General features: G+C 68.1%; 15 protein-coding genes. 5 read left to right on the forward strand and 10 right to left on the reverse strand.

Annotated elements, in window-relative coordinates; translation table 11 throughout:
- Positions 1–115: 115 nt before the first annotated feature.
- On the reverse strand, positions 116–1,501 hold the full coding sequence (locus ABZ016_RS30775; RefSeq protein WP_356919974.1) for a serine hydrolase domain-containing protein: 1,386 nt from the start codon (positions 1,499–1,501) through the stop codon (positions 116–118).
- A gap of 76 nt (positions 1,502–1,577) precedes the next feature.
- Positions 1,578–2,261 (reverse strand): TetR/AcrR family transcriptional regulator C-terminal domain-containing protein, encoded by a 684-nt coding sequence (locus ABZ016_RS30780; protein WP_356919975.1) that lies wholly within the window; start codon positions 2,259–2,261, stop codon positions 1,578–1,580.
- Between the two features lie 101 nt (positions 2,262–2,362).
- Between ABZ016_RS30780 and ABZ016_RS30785 the strand changes: the two genes are divergently transcribed.
- A complete protein-coding gene (locus ABZ016_RS30785; protein ID WP_356919976.1) occupies positions 2,363–3,478 on the forward strand; it encodes an FAD-dependent monooxygenase in 1,116 nt (371 codons plus the stop codon).
- Between the two features lie 121 nt (positions 3,479–3,599).
- Here ABZ016_RS30785 and ABZ016_RS30790 read toward each other — a convergent pair whose 3' ends face one another.
- Both ABZ016_RS30790 and dnaB read right to left on the reverse strand, forming a co-directional pair.
- On the reverse strand, positions 3,600–4,433 hold the full coding sequence (locus tag ABZ016_RS30790) for a PIG-L family deacetylase (RefSeq protein WP_356919977.1): 834 nt from the start codon (positions 4,431–4,433) through the stop codon (positions 3,600–3,602).
- Between the two features lie 193 nt (positions 4,434–4,626).
- Entirely contained in the window at positions 4,627–6,108 is a 1,482-nt protein-coding gene (gene dnaB, locus ABZ016_RS30795; RefSeq protein ID WP_356919978.1) for a replicative DNA helicase, read from the reverse strand.
- A 460-nt stretch (positions 6,109–6,568) separates the two neighbouring features.
- Between dnaB and ABZ016_RS30800 the strand changes: the two genes are divergently transcribed.
- Positions 6,569–7,906 carry an MATE family efflux transporter gene (locus tag ABZ016_RS30800; RefSeq protein ID WP_356919979.1) on the forward strand — a complete coding sequence of 446 codons (1,338 nt, stop codon included), beginning with the start codon at positions 6,569–6,571 and terminating at the stop codon, positions 7,904–7,906.
- Between the two features lie 139 nt (positions 7,907–8,045).
- On the opposite strand, the gene rplI is transcribed toward ABZ016_RS30800, so the two are convergent.
- From rplI to rpsF, 4 genes are all read right to left on the reverse strand, one after another.
- A complete protein-coding gene (gene rplI, locus ABZ016_RS30805) occupies positions 8,046–8,492 on the reverse strand; it encodes a 50S ribosomal protein L9 (protein WP_003991484.1) in 447 nt (148 codons plus the stop codon).
- An 18-nt stretch (positions 8,493–8,510) separates the two neighbouring features.
- Complete coding sequence (rpsR, locus tag ABZ016_RS30810; protein WP_003949403.1) at positions 8,511–8,747, reverse strand: 30S ribosomal protein S18; 237 nt, start codon at positions 8,745–8,747, stop codon at positions 8,511–8,513.
- A 45-nt stretch (positions 8,748–8,792) separates the two neighbouring features.
- Positions 8,793–9,386, reverse strand: coding sequence for a single-stranded DNA-binding protein (locus ABZ016_RS30815; protein ID WP_356919980.1), 594 nt, complete (start codon positions 9,384–9,386; stop codon positions 8,793–8,795).
- A gap of 78 nt (positions 9,387–9,464) precedes the next feature.
- A complete protein-coding gene (gene rpsF / locus ABZ016_RS30820) occupies positions 9,465–9,755 on the reverse strand; it encodes a 30S ribosomal protein S6 (RefSeq protein WP_003991486.1) in 291 nt (96 codons plus the stop codon).
- Between the two features lie 273 nt (positions 9,756–10,028).
- On the opposite strand from rpsF, the gene ABZ016_RS30825 reads away from it, so the two are divergent.
- The 3 genes from ABZ016_RS30825 (at position 10,029) to ABZ016_RS30835 (ending at position 12,780) form a co-directional block, all read left to right on the forward strand.
- Positions 10,029–10,346, forward strand: coding sequence for a hypothetical protein (locus tag ABZ016_RS30825; protein WP_356919981.1), 318 nt, complete (start codon positions 10,029–10,031; stop codon positions 10,344–10,346).
- 167 nt (positions 10,347–10,513) lie between these two features.
- Entirely contained in the window at positions 10,514–11,635 is a 1,122-nt protein-coding gene (femX, locus tag ABZ016_RS30830; RefSeq protein WP_003991488.1) for a peptidoglycan bridge formation glycyltransferase FemX, read from the forward strand.
- A gap of 113 nt (positions 11,636–11,748) precedes the next feature.
- The gene (locus ABZ016_RS30835; RefSeq protein WP_356919982.1) at positions 11,749–12,780 is read left to right on the forward strand and encodes an alanine racemase; all 1,032 of its coding nucleotides are present in this window, start codon (positions 11,749–11,751) and stop codon (positions 12,778–12,780) included.
- 104 nt (positions 12,781–12,884) lie between these two features.
- On the opposite strand, the gene ABZ016_RS30840 is transcribed toward ABZ016_RS30835, so the two are convergent.
- Both ABZ016_RS30840 and ABZ016_RS30845 read right to left on the reverse strand, forming a co-directional pair.
- Positions 12,885–14,396, reverse strand: a complete 1,512-nt coding sequence (locus ABZ016_RS30840) for a glycosyltransferase 87 family protein (protein ID WP_356920062.1) — start codon at positions 14,394–14,396, stop codon at positions 12,885–12,887.
- A 120-nt stretch (positions 14,397–14,516) separates the two neighbouring features.
- Positions 14,517–16,787, reverse strand: a complete 2,271-nt coding sequence (locus tag ABZ016_RS30845; protein WP_356920063.1) for a transglycosylase domain-containing protein — start codon at positions 16,785–16,787, stop codon at positions 14,517–14,519.
- Positions 16,788–17,077 lie beyond the last annotated feature (290 nt).

Consider the following 17,077-nt stretch of genomic DNA (forward strand, 5'->3'; position numbering starts at 1 on the left):
AGCGCGGCCTCCGCCCGGGTGGGGTCGAAGGGATGCCACAGCCGCCACCCCTGCTCCGCCAGCGGCTGCACGGCCTCCCAGTCACGTGAAACAGCGCACCCTCCCACAGCGCCGGCTAACCGATCCCGCGCCATCCCTCCGGATCGACCCCACCCGGCACAGGAGCCCCTTCGTCGTACGGCTGCCGCGTGAACACGAACGATCCGAGGTCCAGGTGGCTCACGGTTCCGTCCGGCCGCCGTAGGGCCTTCAGGAGCTCACCGGCGTAGTAGCCCTCCATCCCGGTCCACGTGCCGTCGCCGTTCGGGCGGAAGCGGGAGCGGCGGCCGCTGCCGGACAGCGGCCCCAGCGATACGAGCCCGTCGGCCATCAGCCGCAGGGCGAAAACATGTGTCCCCCAGTACCACTGCCCCGTCAGCTCCAGCAGCGACGGGTCGACAGCGGTCGCAGGCTTCCACGGGGCGGGGATGCGCGGTTCCGCCTCGGCGACGATGCGGACCAGATCGGCCGCCACGGGGAACAGCAGTGGCCCGGACGTGCTGTTGGCCAGGGCGACCGCGGCCACGTCGTCCTCGACACTGATCATGAGGCACGCGAGGAAGCCGGGCAGCGAGCCAGTGTGGCCGACGAGGGACCGCCCGTTCCGCCGCCTGATCTCCATGCCCAGGCAGTAGGCGTAGCCGCTCGCCACGTCCCCCGCTTCGTGTGGTGCGGCCGGCGTCCTCATCTCCCGCAGCGACTCGGTGCTCAGCACCCGCTCGTCGCCGTTGACCAGGAAGGCCGCGAATTTCGCCAAGTCTCCCGTGGTCGACCACAGTTGACCGGCCGGGGCCATCCGCCCCAGGTCCTCGACGGGCTCGGGGAGCATCACATCGGCCCACGGGTGCACCGCCCAGCCACCGGCATGTGGCGCCTGCGGCCGGACGCTCGTGCGGTGCAGCTCCAGGGGTTCGAGCACTTCGCGCCGAAGGACCTCCTCCCAGGAGGCACCCCGCAGCTTCTCGATGAGTGCGCCGAGCAGCGCGTAACCCGGGTTCGAATAGTGGAACCGGCGACCGGGCGGGGTCAGCAGGTGCTTCTCGCCCAGCACGTCGTCGAGCCCGGGCCGCAAGGACCCCGGGCTCCGCTCCCACCAGGGCCCCGGCGTCTCCGCCGCCAGCCCTCCTGTGTGCGCGAGCAGTTCGGCCACCGTCACCTCCCCCACTCCGGTGCCCGGCAGGTGCTTCTCCAAGGGATCGCCGAGATCCAGTGCGCCCGCGTCGCGCAGCCGAAGGACCAGAACGGCCGTGAAGGTCTTGGTGATCGAGCCGATCCGGTACTGCACGTTCTCGTCCGGCGCATGCCCCTCCACGGAGGTCCGCTCGCCCGTCCACACCGTCTTGCCGTCCCGCACGACGGCCGCGACGAGCGACGGCGCCCGCCCTTCGGCCTGCGCGACGGCGATCCGGTGCAGCAACGCCCGACGCGTGCCGGGGAGGAGCTCTTCCTGAGATGTCGTCATGAGCCCAGTCCACCCGGCCCGACAGCTCCACGTCGAGCACATTCGGCAGGGGATCGCACTGCCGGCCTGTGAGGTCTCAGAGCCGTGCGATACGAGCTTCGATGCCGTCGAGCAGGAAGTCGAGGCCGATCCGGAAAGTCTGGTCGGCGTCCAAGTGGGCGGCATCGCGCACCACCGTGGCCAGCGCAGGGAATCGGCCGGTGGCGAAGGTCCGTTCCAGATAGGGCCCGAGTGAGGCCTGCCACTGCCTCTCGTCCATCCCGGTGGCCCGCTCGGCACGCCGCTCGGCGATCTCCCGACGCACCGCGCCGATCACGTACGCCTTGACCGCGGCGACCATCGGCATGACGTCGTCCAGGTCGACGTCGCCCAAGGCGGCCGCCAAGGTCTCCCCACTGGCCAGTGCGTGCGGTCCGAGCTGAGGTCGGCCGCCCAGTAGATCGGCAAGCCATTCGTGCTCGTGGACGGCGTGCCGAGTGACGTCGGCAAGAGACCGGAGCACCTCTCGCCAGCCGTCTCCGACGGGCCGGATCTCGGCGTGGGCGGCGTCGACCATCAGGTCGAGCAACTCTTCCTTGCTGGCGATGTAGCCGTACAACCGCATCGGGCGGACGTCCAGCGCCGTGGCGACCTTGCGCAACGACACCGCGTCCAGGCCGTCCGCGTCGGCCAGCTGGATCGCCGCCCCCACGATGCGTTCCCGGCTCAACGGGGCCGGTACGGGTCGATTCGGTGGCTCCGGCCTCTCCCACACCAACATGTCGCTGACAATACATCGCATCGGCCGATACAGTGTATCGGGCCGTACGCCGTATCGACTGTACGGACAGATTGCGCAGGCGCATCGAAGGGGGAGCGATCATGACCATTGCCATCGTCGGAGCCGGCCTCGGCGGCCTGGCTCTCGCCCGTGTGCTGCACGTGAACGGCATGGATTCCGTCGTGTACGAACGTGAATCGTCACGCGGAGCGCGCGGCCAGGGCGGCATGCTCGACATCCACTCCGGCCAGCGAGCGCTGCGTGAGGCCGGGCTGATCGACCAGTTCCACGCGATAGCCCGTGGTGAAGGCCAGGACATGCGTCTTCTCGAACCGGACGGCACGCTGCTGCTCCAGGAGGACACGCCCGACGACGCCCCGCTCGACCGGCCCGAGGTCGACCGCGCCGATCTGCGCGACCTGCTGCTCGACTCCCTCCCGGAGAGCGTGGTGCGCTGGGGCCACGCCTTCACATCCGCCGACAACGGCCTGCTGCACTTCGCCGACGGCAGCACGGCGACGTACGACCTGCTGGTCGGCGCGGACGGCGCACAGTCCCGGGTCCGCGCGCTGCTCACCGACGCCCGCCCGGCGCATATCGGCCAGAACGTCGTCGAGATCGGCATTCCCGACATCGACCGCACACACCCCGACCTCGCGGAGATGGTCGGGCGCGGCAACTACTGGGTGCTCGGCAACGGAGTGTCCCTGGCGGCGCAGCGCAACGGCGACGGCCGCGTTCGCATCGGCATCAGCTTCTACCACACCGACGAGGACTGGTTCACCACCAGCGGGATACCGTTCGACGACCCGGCCGCCGCCCGGGCGCGGCTGATCGACCTGCTTCCCGGCTGGCACCCACGGTTCACCGCGCTCATCGCGGCTTGCGACGACACGGTCGTGCCGCGGTCGATCACCACCCTCCCGGTCGGCCTGACCTGGCCGTCGACGCCCGGCGTCACACTGCTCGGCGATGCCGCGCACCTGATGCCGCCGGTGGGAGAGGGCGCCAACATGGCGCTGCTCGACGGCGCCGCGCTCGGTCTCGCGCTGGCCGCTCACCCGGACGACTTCGCCGCTGCCGTCAAGGAATACGAACGCGAGATGTTCGAACGCACCAGCGCTGCCGCCCGGATGTCCGCGGATGTGCAGAAACTGCTGATGTCGCCGGATGCCGCGCAGAAATTGCTCGCATTCTTCCGACCGGACGGAAACTGAGACCCCACGCGGTCTGCCGGGGTCTCCGTTCAGGACCGTCCGGGCGTGGCGGACATCGGAGCCTCAGCTTCCTGTCGCTTCCTCGGCGGTCTGCCCCGGCCGGAGCAGACCGCCGGGCGGATCAGCGCAGTCCGGCGAAGAGATCGTTCTCGGGTGTGGCCGCGCCGGTGGTGTCCCGGACACGTACGAAGGTCTCCATGCCCATCAACTCGCCGAACCTCTCCTTGCCCATCCTGAGGAAGAAGATGTTCTCGCCCTGACTGGCGTGCGCGGCCAACGCGTCGAACTTCTGACCGCTGAACGCGGTGGTGTCCACCCACGTGGTGATCTCGTCGTCGGGGAGGCCGATCTCGGCCAGCGCGGCGGCCTCGGCCGGATCCGGCTCCGGCATGTCCTCATGAAACTCGCGCATGATCTCGCCGAACCGCTGCATCATCGAGCGGGGCATCGTGGTCCAGTACACCTTCGGTGTCAGAGCGGTCATCTCCAGCGCCGCCATCGTGATGCGGTGGGCCTGGATGTGGTCGGGGTGACCATAGAAGCCGTTCTCGTCGTAGGTGACGACCACATCAGGTCGGTAGTGCCGCATGAGTTCCGCGAGTCGGGCCGCGCCTTCCTGCACGGGGGTCTGCCAGAAGGATCCGGGGGCGTCGTTGCTCGGCCAGCCCACCATTCCGGAGTCGGCATAGTCGAGCATCTCCAGATCGCTGATCTTCAGGACCTCACAGCTCGCCTCGAGTTCGCGACGCCGCATCGAGGCGACCGCCGCCGGATCGTGCCCCGGATCGCCCGGCTTGACGCCCCCCGGTCCGTCACCGCAACCGCCGTCGGTACACGTCACGAGAACCGTGCGGATGCCTTCCGCCGCGTACCGCGCGAGGACCCCTCCGGTTCCGGTGGCCTCGTCGTCGGGGTGGGCGTGCACTGCCATGAGCGTCAAGGGCCGGTCAGTCATGAGACAGTCCTCCTGCAGAAATGCGTCGTGGTCCGAGGGAGCGGCGTGCGTACCGCGTCCCGGGGCCCGGGCCCTGCTGGGGTGGACGATCTCGATCTCCGTGTTCCCCCGCCCATGCGGCGCCGGTCCCTCGCTCGATGCAACTGTGCCGACCGGACCGGCTGTTCCCGGCGGAGACACGAGAGCGACCGGATCAGGTCTGCGCCATGTCCACGAAGCGCGAGTAGTGGCCCTGGAAGGCGACCGTGATCGTCGCCGTCGGGCCGTTTCGGTGCTTGGCCACGATCAGGTCGGCCTCGCCCGCACGCGGCGACTCCTTCTCGTAGGCGTCCTCACGGTGCAACAGGATGACCATGTCGGCGTCCTGCTCGATGGAGCCGGACTCACGCAGGTCGGAGACCATGGGCTTCTTGTCCGTGCGCTGTTCGGGACCACGGTTCAGCTGGGAGAGCGCGATGACCGGGATCTCCAGCTCCTTGGCCAGCAGCTTGAGGTTACGGGACATGTCCGAGACCTCCTGCTGACGGCTCTCGGCCCGCTTGGAGCCACCGGACTGCATCAGCTGGAGGTAGTCGATGACCACCAGCCTGAGGTCGTTGCGCTGCTTGAGGCGGCGGCACTTGGCGCGGATCTCCATCATCGACAGGTTCGGGGAGTCGTCGATGTAGAGCGGGGCCGCCGAGACGTCCGGCATCCGCCGGGCCAGACGCGTCCAGTCCTCGTCCGTCATCGTGCCGGACCGCATGTGGTGCAGGGCGACCCGGGCCTCGGCGGACAGCAGACGCATCGCGATCTCGTTGCGCCCCATCTCGAGCGAGAAGATCACGCTCGGCAGGTTGTTCTTGATCGAGCAGGCCCGCGCGAAGTCGAGGGCGAGCGTGGACTTACCCATGGCAGGACGCGCGGCGATGACGATCATCTGGCCCGGGTGCAGGCCGTTGGTGAGCGAGTCGAAGTCCGTGAACCCCGTGGGCACGCCGGTCATCTCACCGCTGCGCGAGCCGATCGCCTCGATCTCGTCGAGCGCGCCTTCCATGATGTCGCCGAGCGGCAGGTAGTCCTCGCTGGTGCGCTGCTCGGTGACCGCATAGACCTCCGCCTGGGCGCGGTTGACGATCTCGTCGACGTCGTCGTCGGCCGCGTATCCCATCTGCGTGATGCGCGTACCGGCCTCGACCAGGCGGCGCAGGACGGCACGCTCATGGACGATCTCCGCGTAATAGGCGGCGTTGGCCGCCGTGGGGACCGTCTGGACCAGGGTGTGCAGATACGAGGCCCCGCCGACCTTGTTGATCTCGCCGCGCTTGGTGAGTTCGGCGGCGATCGTGATGGGGTCGGCCGGCTCGCCCTTGGCGTAGACGTCCAGGACCGCCTGGTAGATCGTCTCGTGGGCCGGCTTGTAGAAGTCGTGGCCCTTGAGGATCTCCACGACGTCGGCGATGGCGTCCTTGGACAGGAGCATGCCGCCGAGGACGGACTGCTCCGCATCGATGTCCTGCGGCGGTACCCGCTCGAATGCCGGGCTGCCGCCGCCGTCCCAGTTTCCGTCGTCCCTGCCGCGCTCGTGCTGTTCGTCGCGACCCCGGGCCCCGTCGCCTCGCCGGCGGGAGGCGGGCAGACGATCACTGGGTCCGCTGTCGGCCCACGGGTCGTCCAAGGGCTCGGAAATGCTCACCGAGCCACCTCCTCCCGTCCGCCGCAGCAGACCTCGCCGTGCCCCTCTTTTCTACGGCACGGCACTGACAAATGAGAGGCCCAACTCCGGTGAACAGGCGCCGGTTTTGTGACGCTTTGAAAGCCGGCGGACGGAGCGGGCGCCGAACCACGTTAGGCCTGTCGGCACCGTCAGCCAATCTGGTTATCCACAGGCCATGTGGACGACGGCCCCAATGCTGTGGAGAACTCCTCGAAACCTGTGCACGACCCGGTGGACAGCCCTGTGAACAAGCTCCGGGTTCACGCAAGGAGACCACGCTGACCTGCAGCTTTGCCATCCACCGGCTGTGCAGAAGAAAAACTTCCCCACCCGGCTCAAGATCGCTTCGAATGGTGCACAGCAGTGCGCACCCCAGGACGCAAAGTAAGGACCGCAAAGGCTTTGCATCTCTTACCTGTGGACGATTAGATTGGTGCACATGACACAGGCCCCCGCGCGCCGCCCAGCCGGCCGGAGACAGCACGACCGAGAGATCGTCGCGCTGGCCGTGCCGGCCTTCGGCGCCCTCGTCGCCGAACCCCTCTTCCTCATAGCCGACACCGCCATCGTCGGCCATCTGGGCACGGCCCAGCTCGCCGGTCTCGGCGTCGCCTCGGCCCTGTTGCTGACCGCCGTCAGCGTCTTCGTCTTCCTCGCCTACGCCACGACGGCGTCGGTGGCCCGTCGCGTCGGAGCCGGCGATCTCCAGGCCGCCATCCGCCAGGGCATGGACGGCATCTGGCTGGCACTGCTCCTCGGAGCCGCCCTCGTCACCATCACCCTGCCGACGGCGCCCGCCCTTGTGAATCTGTTCGGCGCGTCGGAGGCGGCGGCCCCCTACGCGACCACGTATCTGCGCATCTCCATACTCGGCATCCCGGCCATGCTCGTCGTCCTCGCTGCGACCGGCCTGCTGCGCGGTCTACAGGACACGAAGACTCCGCTCTACGTCGCCGTCGCCGGCTTCGTCGCCAACGGTGCTCTGAACGCGGGGCTCGTCTACGGCGCCGACCTGGGCATCGCCGGCTCCGCCTGGGGCACCGTCATCGCCCAGTGCGGCATGGCAGCGGTCTACCTCGCGGTGGTGCTGCGCGGTGCGCGCAAGCACGGTGCCTCACTGCGTCCGGACGCCGCCGGGATCAGGGCCTCCGCACAGGCCGGTGTGCCCCTGCTGGTACGCACCCTCTCCCTGCGAGCGGTCCTGTTGATCGCCACAGCGGTCGCCGCCCGTCTCGGGGATGCCGACATCGCGGCTCACCAGATCATCTTGTCCCTGTGGAACCTGCTCGCGTTCGCTCTCGACGCCATCGCCATCGCGGGGCAGGCCATCATCGGGCGCTACCTCGGAGCCGGTGACACCCAGGGCGCTCGGGAAGCCTGTCGTCGCATGGTGGAGTGGGGTATCGCCGTCGGCGTCGTCCTCGGGGTCTTGGTGGTTCTCACCCGACCGGCGTTCCTCCCCCTGTTCACCAGTGACTCCGCGGTCAAGGACGCGGCGCTGCCCGCCCTCGTGATCGTCGCCCTCTCCCAGCCGATCTCCGGCATCGTCTTCGTCCTGGACGGGGTTCTGATGGGCGCCGGTGACGGCCCCTATCTGGCCTGGGCGATGCTGCTCACCCTGGCGGTCTTCACGCCCGTCGCCCTGCTGGTTCCGGTACTGGGCGGTGGACTCACCGCCCTCTGGGCCACCATGACGCTGATGATGACCGTGCGGATGCTGACCTTGTGGGCCCGGACCCGTTCAGGCCGCTGGATCGTGACCGGTGCGACCCGCTGATGAGCGCGACCCGCTGACCGCCCGGCTCGGCAGACCTGTTTCACGTGAAACACCACGTTTCACGTGAAACACAAACGACGAGGGGGCCGCATCCCGAAGGATGCGGCCCCCTCGCTCACTGCGCGAGCGAGCGCGGCACTCAGGCCGCGACGACCTCGATGCTGACCTTGGCGTCAACCTCGGGGTGCAGACGCACGGACGTCTGGTGGGCGCCCAGCGACTTGATCGGCGTACCGACCTCGATGCGGCGCTTGTCGACCTCGGGGCCACCGGCAGCCTTGATCGCCGAGGCGATGTCGGCCGGGGTGACGGAACCGAAGAGGCGACCGGCGTCGCCGGCACGGACGGCCAGGCGGACCTTGACGCCCTCGAGCTGGGCCTTCACCTGGTTGGCCTGCTCGATGGTCTGGATCTCGTGGATCTTGCGAGCACGACGGATCTGCTCGACGTCCTTCTCGCCACCCTTGGTCCAGCGGATCGCGAACTTCCGCGGGATGAGGTAGTTGCGAGCGTAGCCGTCCTTGACGTCGACGACGTCGCCGGCGGCGCCGAGGCCGGAGACCTCGTGGGTAAGGATGATCTTCATGAGTCGGTCACCCTTTCCTTAGCGCGCGGTGGACGTGTAGGGCAGCAGCGCCATCTCACGGCTGTTCTTGACGGCCGTGGCGACGTCACGCTGGTGCTGCGTGCAGTTGCCGGTCACGCGGCGGGCACGGATCTTGCCGCGGTCGGAAATGAACTTCCGCAGCATGTTCGTGTCCTTGTAGTCCACGTACGTGACCTTGTCCTTGCAGAAAGCGCAGACCTTCTTCTTCGGCTTGCGCACAGGCGGCTTAGCCATGGTGATTCTCCTGTGTGATCAAGAAGTGTGAGTGCGAACCCGCCCCTAGAAGGGGGGCTCGTCCGAGTAGCCGCCGCCGCTGCCGCCGGAGTTTCCACCCCAGCCGCCGCCACCGCCCTGCTGGCCACCGGCGGGAGCGCCGGTCGCCCACGGGTCGTCGGCGGGAGCGCCGCCGCCCTGCTGGCCGCCACCGGGGCCGCCGCCCCAGCCGCCGCCACCCTGGCCGCCACCGCCACCGCCGCCGTAACCACCCTGGCCGCCCTGGCCACCGCGACCGGTGGTCTTGGTGACCTTGGCCGTGGCGTTGCGCAGGCTGGCGCCGACTTCCTCGACGTCCAGCTCGTAGACCGTGCGCTTGACACCCTCACGGTCCTCGTAGGACCGCTGCTTCAGCCGGCCCTGCACGATGACGCGCATGCCTCGCTGGAGCGACTCGGCGACGTTCTCCGCCGCCTGACGCCAGACCGAGCAGGTCAGGAAGAGGCTCTCGCCGTCCTTCCACTCGTTCGTCTGGCGGTCGAAGGTGCGGGGAGTGGACGCGACACGGAACTTCGCGACCGCCGCACCGGAGGGGGTGAAGCGCAGCTCGGGGTCGTCGACAAGATTGCCGACGACCGTGATGACGGTCTCGCCTGCCATGGGGGAACCTCTCGGCGGGTTTGCTGCTGGCTGCTTGTTGCTGCTACTCGGATCCCGGGATCAGCTGAGCGGGAGAGCTCAGTGGGTCTCGGGGCGGAGGACCTTGGTCCGGAGGACCGACTCGTTCAGGTTCATCTGGCGGTCGAGCTCCTTGACGACCGCAGGCTCGGCCTGCAGGTCGATGACCGAGTAGATGCCCTCGGGCTTCTTCTTGATCTCGTACGCGAGACGACGACGGCCCCAGGTGTCGACCTTCTCAACCTTGCCGCCGCCATCACGGACGACGGAAAGGAAGTTCTCGATCAGCGGAGAGACAGCGCGCTCCTCGACATCGGGGTCGAGGATGACCATCACCTCGTAGTGACGCATGTGGAACCCACCTCCTTTGGACTCAGCGGCCACGGTCGTTCCGTGGCAGGAGGGTTGTGATGCGTTGTGATGCGTAGGCAACGGTATCGGCCACCACTGACAATCGGGGGTTCCGTGGAGAAGCCCTGACGTGACATGGGCAGACACCGGTGCGGACGGTACAGAGTACCCGCACAGCGGCTTGCGGTTGAAATCAGGCCGCGTGGGCAGCCAATCTGTACACATCGGGTGTGTATGGCGCTACGATGCGCCGCCTTTCGCAGGAGGTGCCCTATGGCACAGGCATTGCGACCCAACACCGCCGGCGGCCTCTTCGCCACGGACGGAAAGCCCCACCCCCTCCAGGCCACGTTTCTCGCGGTGACTCTGGTGCTGGGCGTCACGTCGTTCATCTCGGCACTCGTCGACGACGACCTGCACCTGCTCAGCTCCTGGACCGGCCTGGTGGGCATTCTCACCGGGGCTTACGGCCAGTGGATCTCGGAGACGACCCGTGAGCGCTTCGGACTGATCCTCGGCCTCGGCGCGGCGGGCGTCGGGTTCTTCCTGGGCATGGCGCACGGCGGCCTGTTCGGCGGTCTCATCGACTGACGCCAGGGAACACCTCCTCCTGAACATCGCATGGCGCCCCGGCCGCTCACGGGCCGGGGCGCGGGTGCCGTACGCCCAACCGGCGCGCTCCCAAGGCGCAGTAGGCTTCGCGCGAGAGCCGGAGCCCCTGACCCCATGGGGACACACCAGCCCGAGGAGCGCCCCGAATGAGCCTGACCCTGAGGACCATCAGCCGCGAGCAGCATCTGGCGTACATCCAGAGCCTGCCGTCCGCGAGCCACATGCAGGTCCCGGCCTGGGCTGATGTCAAGGCGGAATGGCGCTCCGAGAACCTCGGCTGGTTCGACGACAGGACCGGCGAGATGGTCGGTGCCGGCCTGGTCCTCTACCGGCAGCTGCCCAAGATCAAGCGCTATCTCGCCTACCTGCCCGAGGGCCCGGTCATCAACTGGTTCGCGCCGAATCTGCAGGACTGGATCGAGCCGATGCTGGCGCACCTGAAGCAGCAGGGCGCCTTCTCCGTGAAGATGGGCCCGCCGGTGATCATCCGGCGCTGGGAGGCCTCCTCCATCAAGCAGGGCATCCAGAACCCGGACGTCAAGCGCCTGCGCGACATCGAGGCCGATCACATCGAGCCGCGCGCTTTCGAGGTCGCCGACAAGCTGCGCCGCATGGGGTGGCAGCAGGGCGAGGACGGCGGCGCCGGCTTCGGCGACGTCCAGCCCCGCTATGTCTTCCAGGTACCACTGGCCAACCGCTCCCTGGAAGAGGTCCACAAGAACTTCAACCAGCTGTGGCGCCGCAACATCAAGAAGGCCGAGAAGGCCGGTGTCGAGGTCGTCCAGGGCGGCTACCAGGACCTCGAGGAATGGCAGCGGCTGTACGAGATCACGGCTGTGCGCGACCACTTCCGGCCGCGTCCGCTGTCCTACTTCCAGCGCATGTGGACGGCCCTCAACACCGAGGACCCCAACCGCATGCGGCTGTACTTCGCCCGTCACAACGGCGTGAACCTGTCGGCGGCGACGATGCTGATCGTCGGCGGGCACGTCTGGTACTCCTACGGCGCCTCCGACAACATCGGCCGTGAGGTGCGGCCCTCGAACGCGATGCAGTGGCGGATGCTGCGCGACGCCTACGCGCTCGGCGCCACCGCCTACGACCTGCGCGGCATCTCCGACTCGCTGGACGAGACCGACCACCTCTTCGGCCTGATCCAGTTCAAGGTGGGCACGGGCGGCCAGGCCGCCGAGTACCTGGGCGAGTGGGACTTCCCGCTGAACAAGCTGCTGCACAAGGCGCTCGACATCTACATGTCGCGCCGCTGACGTCACGTCAGTGCTTCTATACCTCTGACAACGGCAACCTCTGACAACGGCAACCGCTGACACACGGCAACCGCTGATACACGGCGACCACGAGAAAGGTTCCAGGTCCGGCCATGGCGCTCACGCTCTACGTCGACACCGCGCGCTGGCGGGCGCACCACAAGCACGTGCAGGAGCAGTTCCCCGGTCTCGTGCCGGTCTGCAAGGGCAACGGCTACGGCTTCGGGCACGAGCGGCTGGCGGAGGAGGCCACGCGGCTGGGCTCGGACGTCCTCGCCGTCGGCACCACGTACGAGGCCGCCCGGATCAAGGACTGGTTCGGCGGTGATCTGCTGGTGCTGACGCCGTACCGGCGCGGCGAGGAGCCGGTGCCGCTGCCCGACCGGGTCATCCGCTCGGTCTCGTCGATAGACGGCGTGTACGGCCTGGTCGGTGCCCGTGTGGTGATCGAGGTGATGTCCTCGATGAAGCGGCACGGCATCAGCGAGCAGGACCTGCCCCAGCTGCACGCGGCCATCGAGAACGTCCGCCTGGAGGGCTTCGCCATCCACCTGCCGCTGGACCGCACCGACGGCTCGGACGCGGTCGAGGAGGTCATCGGCTGGATGGACCGGCTGCGTGCGGCCCGGCTGCCCCTGCACACCATGTTCGTCAGCCACCTCAAGGCCGAGGAACTCGCCCGGCTCCAGCAGCAGTTCCCGCAGACGCGCTTCCGTGCCCGCATCGGCACACGGCTGTGGCTGGGGGACCACGAGGCCACCGAGTACCGCGGAGCGGTCCTGGACGTCTCGCGCGTCGCCAAGGGCGAGCGCTTCGGCTACCGGCAGCAGAAGGCGGCCTCCGACGGCTTCCTGGTGGTCGTGGCGGGCGGTACGTCGCACGGGGTGGGGCTGGAGGCTCCCAAGGCGCTGCACGGCGTCATGCCGCGTGCCAAGGGCGTCGCCCGGGCCGGCCTCGCCACGGTCAACCGGAACCTTTCCCCGTTCGTCTGGGGCGGCAAGCAGCGCTGGTTCGCCGAGCCGCCGCACATGCAGGTGTCGATCCTGTTCGTGCCCTCGGACGCACCGGAGCCGAAGGTCGGCGAGGAACTGGTGGCCCATCTGCGGCACACCACCACGCAGTTCGACCGCATCGTGGACCGCTGAGCGGCCCGCGCACAGTACGTCGGCGCAACACAGCGAGAAGGCCGTACACGGTTCTCCGTGTACGGCCTTACGCGTTTCCCGGACGACCTCTCGGGGCCGTTCGCTCAGAGCGAACCGCCCGTCGTGCCCGGCTTGCCCCACTCGACCGGCGGCCCGTCGAACTGGGCCGCCTCGTGCCGCCGGGGGCGGGCCGCAGGGCCGACGACGAAGACGTCCTCGGCACCGTCGAGCACTCCGCCCGAGGGATCGTCGGCCCCGGACCTGCGGACCGGATCCCGATCCGGCATGAAGATGTCGCGCACGATCATGACGCACAGGTACAGCGTGCCCAGCAGGTGCAGGCCGATGGCCCAGTGGTAGCCGTCGGTGGGCAGCCCCTTGTGGGCGTCTCCACTGGTCGTGTACGCGAGGTACAGCCAGATGCCCAGGAAGTACGCCACCTCACAGGTTTGCCAGATCAGGAAGTCCCGCCACTTCGGCCGGGCGAGGGCGGCCAGAGGCACTAGCCACAGGACGTACTGCGGTGAGTAGACCTTGTTGGTGAGGATGAACGCCGCGACGATCAGGAAGGCGAGCTGGGCGAACCGCGGGCGCCGTGGGGCGGTCAGCGCGAGCACCGCGACAACTACGCAAGCCACCAGCATCAGCAGCGTGGCGAGCGTGTTGACGGTGTCGGTGCTGAGCGGGTCGTCCGAGTTCTGCGCCAGGATCAGCCAGAAGGAGCCGAAGTCCACGCCCCGCTCCTGGCTGAACGTGTAGAACTTCGACCAGCCGTCGAACGCGAACAGCATCACCGGCCCGTTCACCACGACCCACGCGGCGACGGCACCCCCCAGAGCCGTCCCGAACTGCCGCCACTTGCCGGCCCGCCAGCACAGCACGAGCAGCGGCCCGAGAATCAGGAACGGATAGAGCTTGGCAGCCGTGGCGAGCCCCAGCAGGACGCCGAAGGCGAGGGAGCGGCCACGGGACCACATCAGCATCGCCGCGGCCGTCAGAGCGACCGCCAGCAGGTCCCAGTTGATCGTCGCCGTCAGCGCGAAGGCGGGCGCGAGGGCGACCAGCAGACCGTCCCAGGGACGCCGGGCGTGGGTACGGGTCACACAGACGGCGATGATCGCCGCACACGCCATGAGCATCCCGGCATTGACCATCCAGTACCACTGCTCCTGGTCCTGGATGGTGCCGCTGCCGGGCGTGAGCCAGGAGGCGACTTCCATGAAGACACCGGTCAGCACCGGGTACTCCAGGTACTGCATGTCGCCGGGGAGCTTGTCGAAGTACGGCACGAGCCCGTCGGCGAAGCCCCGCCCCTGGTAGAGGTGCGGGATGTCCGAATAGCACGCATGCGTGTACTGCGAGCTGGCACCGAAGAACCACGCGCCGTTGTAGCAGGGCGCCTTCTGAACCAGTCCGAGGGCGAACATGCCGATCGCCACCAGCGCGATCACCCGCACAGGAGTCCACCAGGACGTCCCGAGCAGAGCACGCCGCCCGAGCGGGCCACCGATCAGCTCGCTGCCGGCCGCGGCGACGCCGTCCTCCTGGGTCGGCCGCACCGGGTCCGGCTCATGGACGCTCGTCTGCGTCGATTCTGCACTGGCCATGCCGCACATCCTGCCGTACGCGTCTGTCAAAACACCGAGGGCCGCCGCACCAGGTGGTGCGGCGGCCCGTGTTTCACGTGAAACAACCTCGCGTTTCACGTGAAACACCCAAGCCGGGCAATCGGTCGGCTATCCGCCGGGGCCTCCGAAGAGGCCTCCGTTGCCATTGCCTCTGCTGTTGCCGCCGTCCACGTTGGTATCGGTCGGTGTGGGCGTGGAGGTCACCCCTCCGTCCGTGCCGCCGTTGTCCTGACCACCATTCTCCGTGCCGCCGTCGCTCTCGCAGCCGAAGAACCCGCAGGTGTCGGTCGGCGACGGCGACGGAGAGGAGCTCTCGCTGGGCGTCGGGCTCGGCGACTCGGTCACCGTTTCGCTGGGCTCCACGCTCGGCGTCGGCTTCGGCGTCGGAGCGCCCACCTCGTCCTGGATCACACCGATCTTCTCGGCCTCCGGGAAGCCCAGGTCGGTCTCGCCCTTCAGCGCGGCCTTCATGTACTCGGTCCACACCTGGGTGGGAGTGTCACCACCGTGGATGGACTCCTCACCCGCCGTGCCGTTCATGGAGAGCAGCTTGGCGCTCTTGGGATCCTCACGGAACATCGCGACCGAGGTCGACAGCTGCTGGGTGTAGCCGACGAACCAGGCCGACTTGTTCTCGTCCGTGGTACCGGTCTTACCGGCCGCCGTACGGCCCAGGGCCAGGGCGTTCTTGCCCGTACCGTTCTGGACGACGTTCTCCAGAACGTTCGTGACGTTGTTCGCCACCTTCTCGGGCATCGCCTGCGTGATCCTCGGCTTCTCGAAGCCGGGAACCTCCTGCCCGTTGGACTTGACGCTCGTCACCGAGTACGGAGCGGCCTGCTTGCCGGCGGCGGCGAACGTCGCGTAGGCGTCGGCCATGCGGATCGCGCTGGGAGTCGACGTACCGAGCGCGAACGACGGGTTGAGCGTGGCGAAGCTGGAGTCCAGGATGCCCGCCTTCTCGGCCACGTCCCGTACGTTCCTCATCCCCACGTCCATACCGAGCTGCACGAACGGGGTGTTGACGGACTGCTCCATCGCCTTGCGCAAGGAGATGTAGCCCCAGGGGTGGTCGCTCTCGTTCTCCTGGAAGAACGGCGTGTTGTCCTTCTTCAGCACGTACGTGCCGTCGTTGTTCCGGACCTTGAGATGGTCGTTGCCGTTGTACTTGCTGAGCGGCGAGAGAGGGCTGCCATCGGTCCGATAGGTGCCGTGCTCCATGGCGGCGGCCAGCACGAACGGCTTCCACGTCGAACCGACGGGGACACCGGCGGTGTCCGCGTTGTTGTTGAAGTGGCCGTTGTTGTAGCCGGCACCGCCGTAGAGCGCGACGATCGCGCCGTCCTTGGGCTTCACCGACGCAGCGCCGAACTGGACGTGCTTGTCCAGCTCGCGCTTCTCCGGGTCGAGCTTCTCCTTCTCGACCTTCTTGACGGCCTTGGCCAGCGCTTCGACCTTGTCCTTCTGGAAGGTCGTCTTGATCTGGTAGCCGCCCTGGTCGAACTGCTTCTCCGTGATGTCGGAGTGATTCAGGACGTACTTCTTGGCGGTGTCCGCCAGGTAGCCGATCTGGCCGCTCATGCCCTTGGTCGCCTTGCGGTCCTGGGGCATGGGGTACTTCTTGATGGCGTCCTGGTACTCCTTGTCGGTGATCCTCTTGTCGTTGTGCATCTGCTCGAGGATCCAGCCCCAACGCGCCTGGGAACGCTTGCGGTTGGCATCGCGGGTCGCCGTGGGGTCGATGCCCTCGTTGCCCGCCGGGTCGTAGTAGGTCGGGCCCTTGAGCAGCGCGGCCAGGAAGGCGCACTCGCCCGGCGTGAGGTCCTTCGCTTCCTTGCCGTAGTAGGCCTGGGCGGCGGCCTGGATGCCGTAGGCGCCACGGCCGTAGTACGAGGTGTTCAGGTAGCCCTGGAGGATCTCCGGCTTGGAGAGCTTGGTGCCCACCTTGATGGAGATGAACATTTCCTTGAACTTACGGGTGACCGTCTGTTCCTGGCTCAGGTAGGTGTTCTTGACGAACTGCTGGGTGATCGTCGAACCACCCTGCGTGTCGCCGCCCCGGGCCATGTTCGCCAGAGCCCGTGCGATGCCCATGGGGTCTACGCCGGAGTCCTGGTAGAAGCTCTTGTTCTCGGCCGAGATCACGGCCCACTGCATGGCCTCGGGGATCCGGTCGATCGTGACGTTCTGCCGGTTCTGGCCGCTGCCCGACGCCACCATCTGGCTGCCGTCGGCCCAGTAGTAGACGTTGTTCTGCGACAGCGCCGCCGCGTTCTCCTCGTTGGGGACGCCCACCATGGCGTACCCGATACCCGCCACGGCCACCAGGCTCCCGATGAAACCGATGCACAGGCCGGAGATGAGCTTCCAGGAGGGCATCCAGCGGCGCCAGCCGTACTTACCGGCCCGCGGATAGTCGATCAGCCGCTTCTTGTCATACATGACCGCGCCGGCATTGCCCCGTCCGGGCCCGTTCGGCCCGCCGGGAGCGGCGCGCCGGCCGCCACGGGGTGGTTCGGCCGCTCTACGGCGACCGCCCCCACTTCTCTGCGCCGCACGCCGGGCCTCGGCACGGCCGCCGTACGCACGCTCCTCACCCCCCGAGCCGTAGGAGTCCGACCCATAGGAGTCGGACGGAGACCCGGTGGCGCCTCGCGGTGCCGCACGGC

Source organism: Streptomyces sp. NPDC006372, assembly GCF_040612515.1.
Lineage (GTDB): Bacteria > Actinomycetota > Actinomycetes > Streptomycetales > Streptomycetaceae > Streptomyces.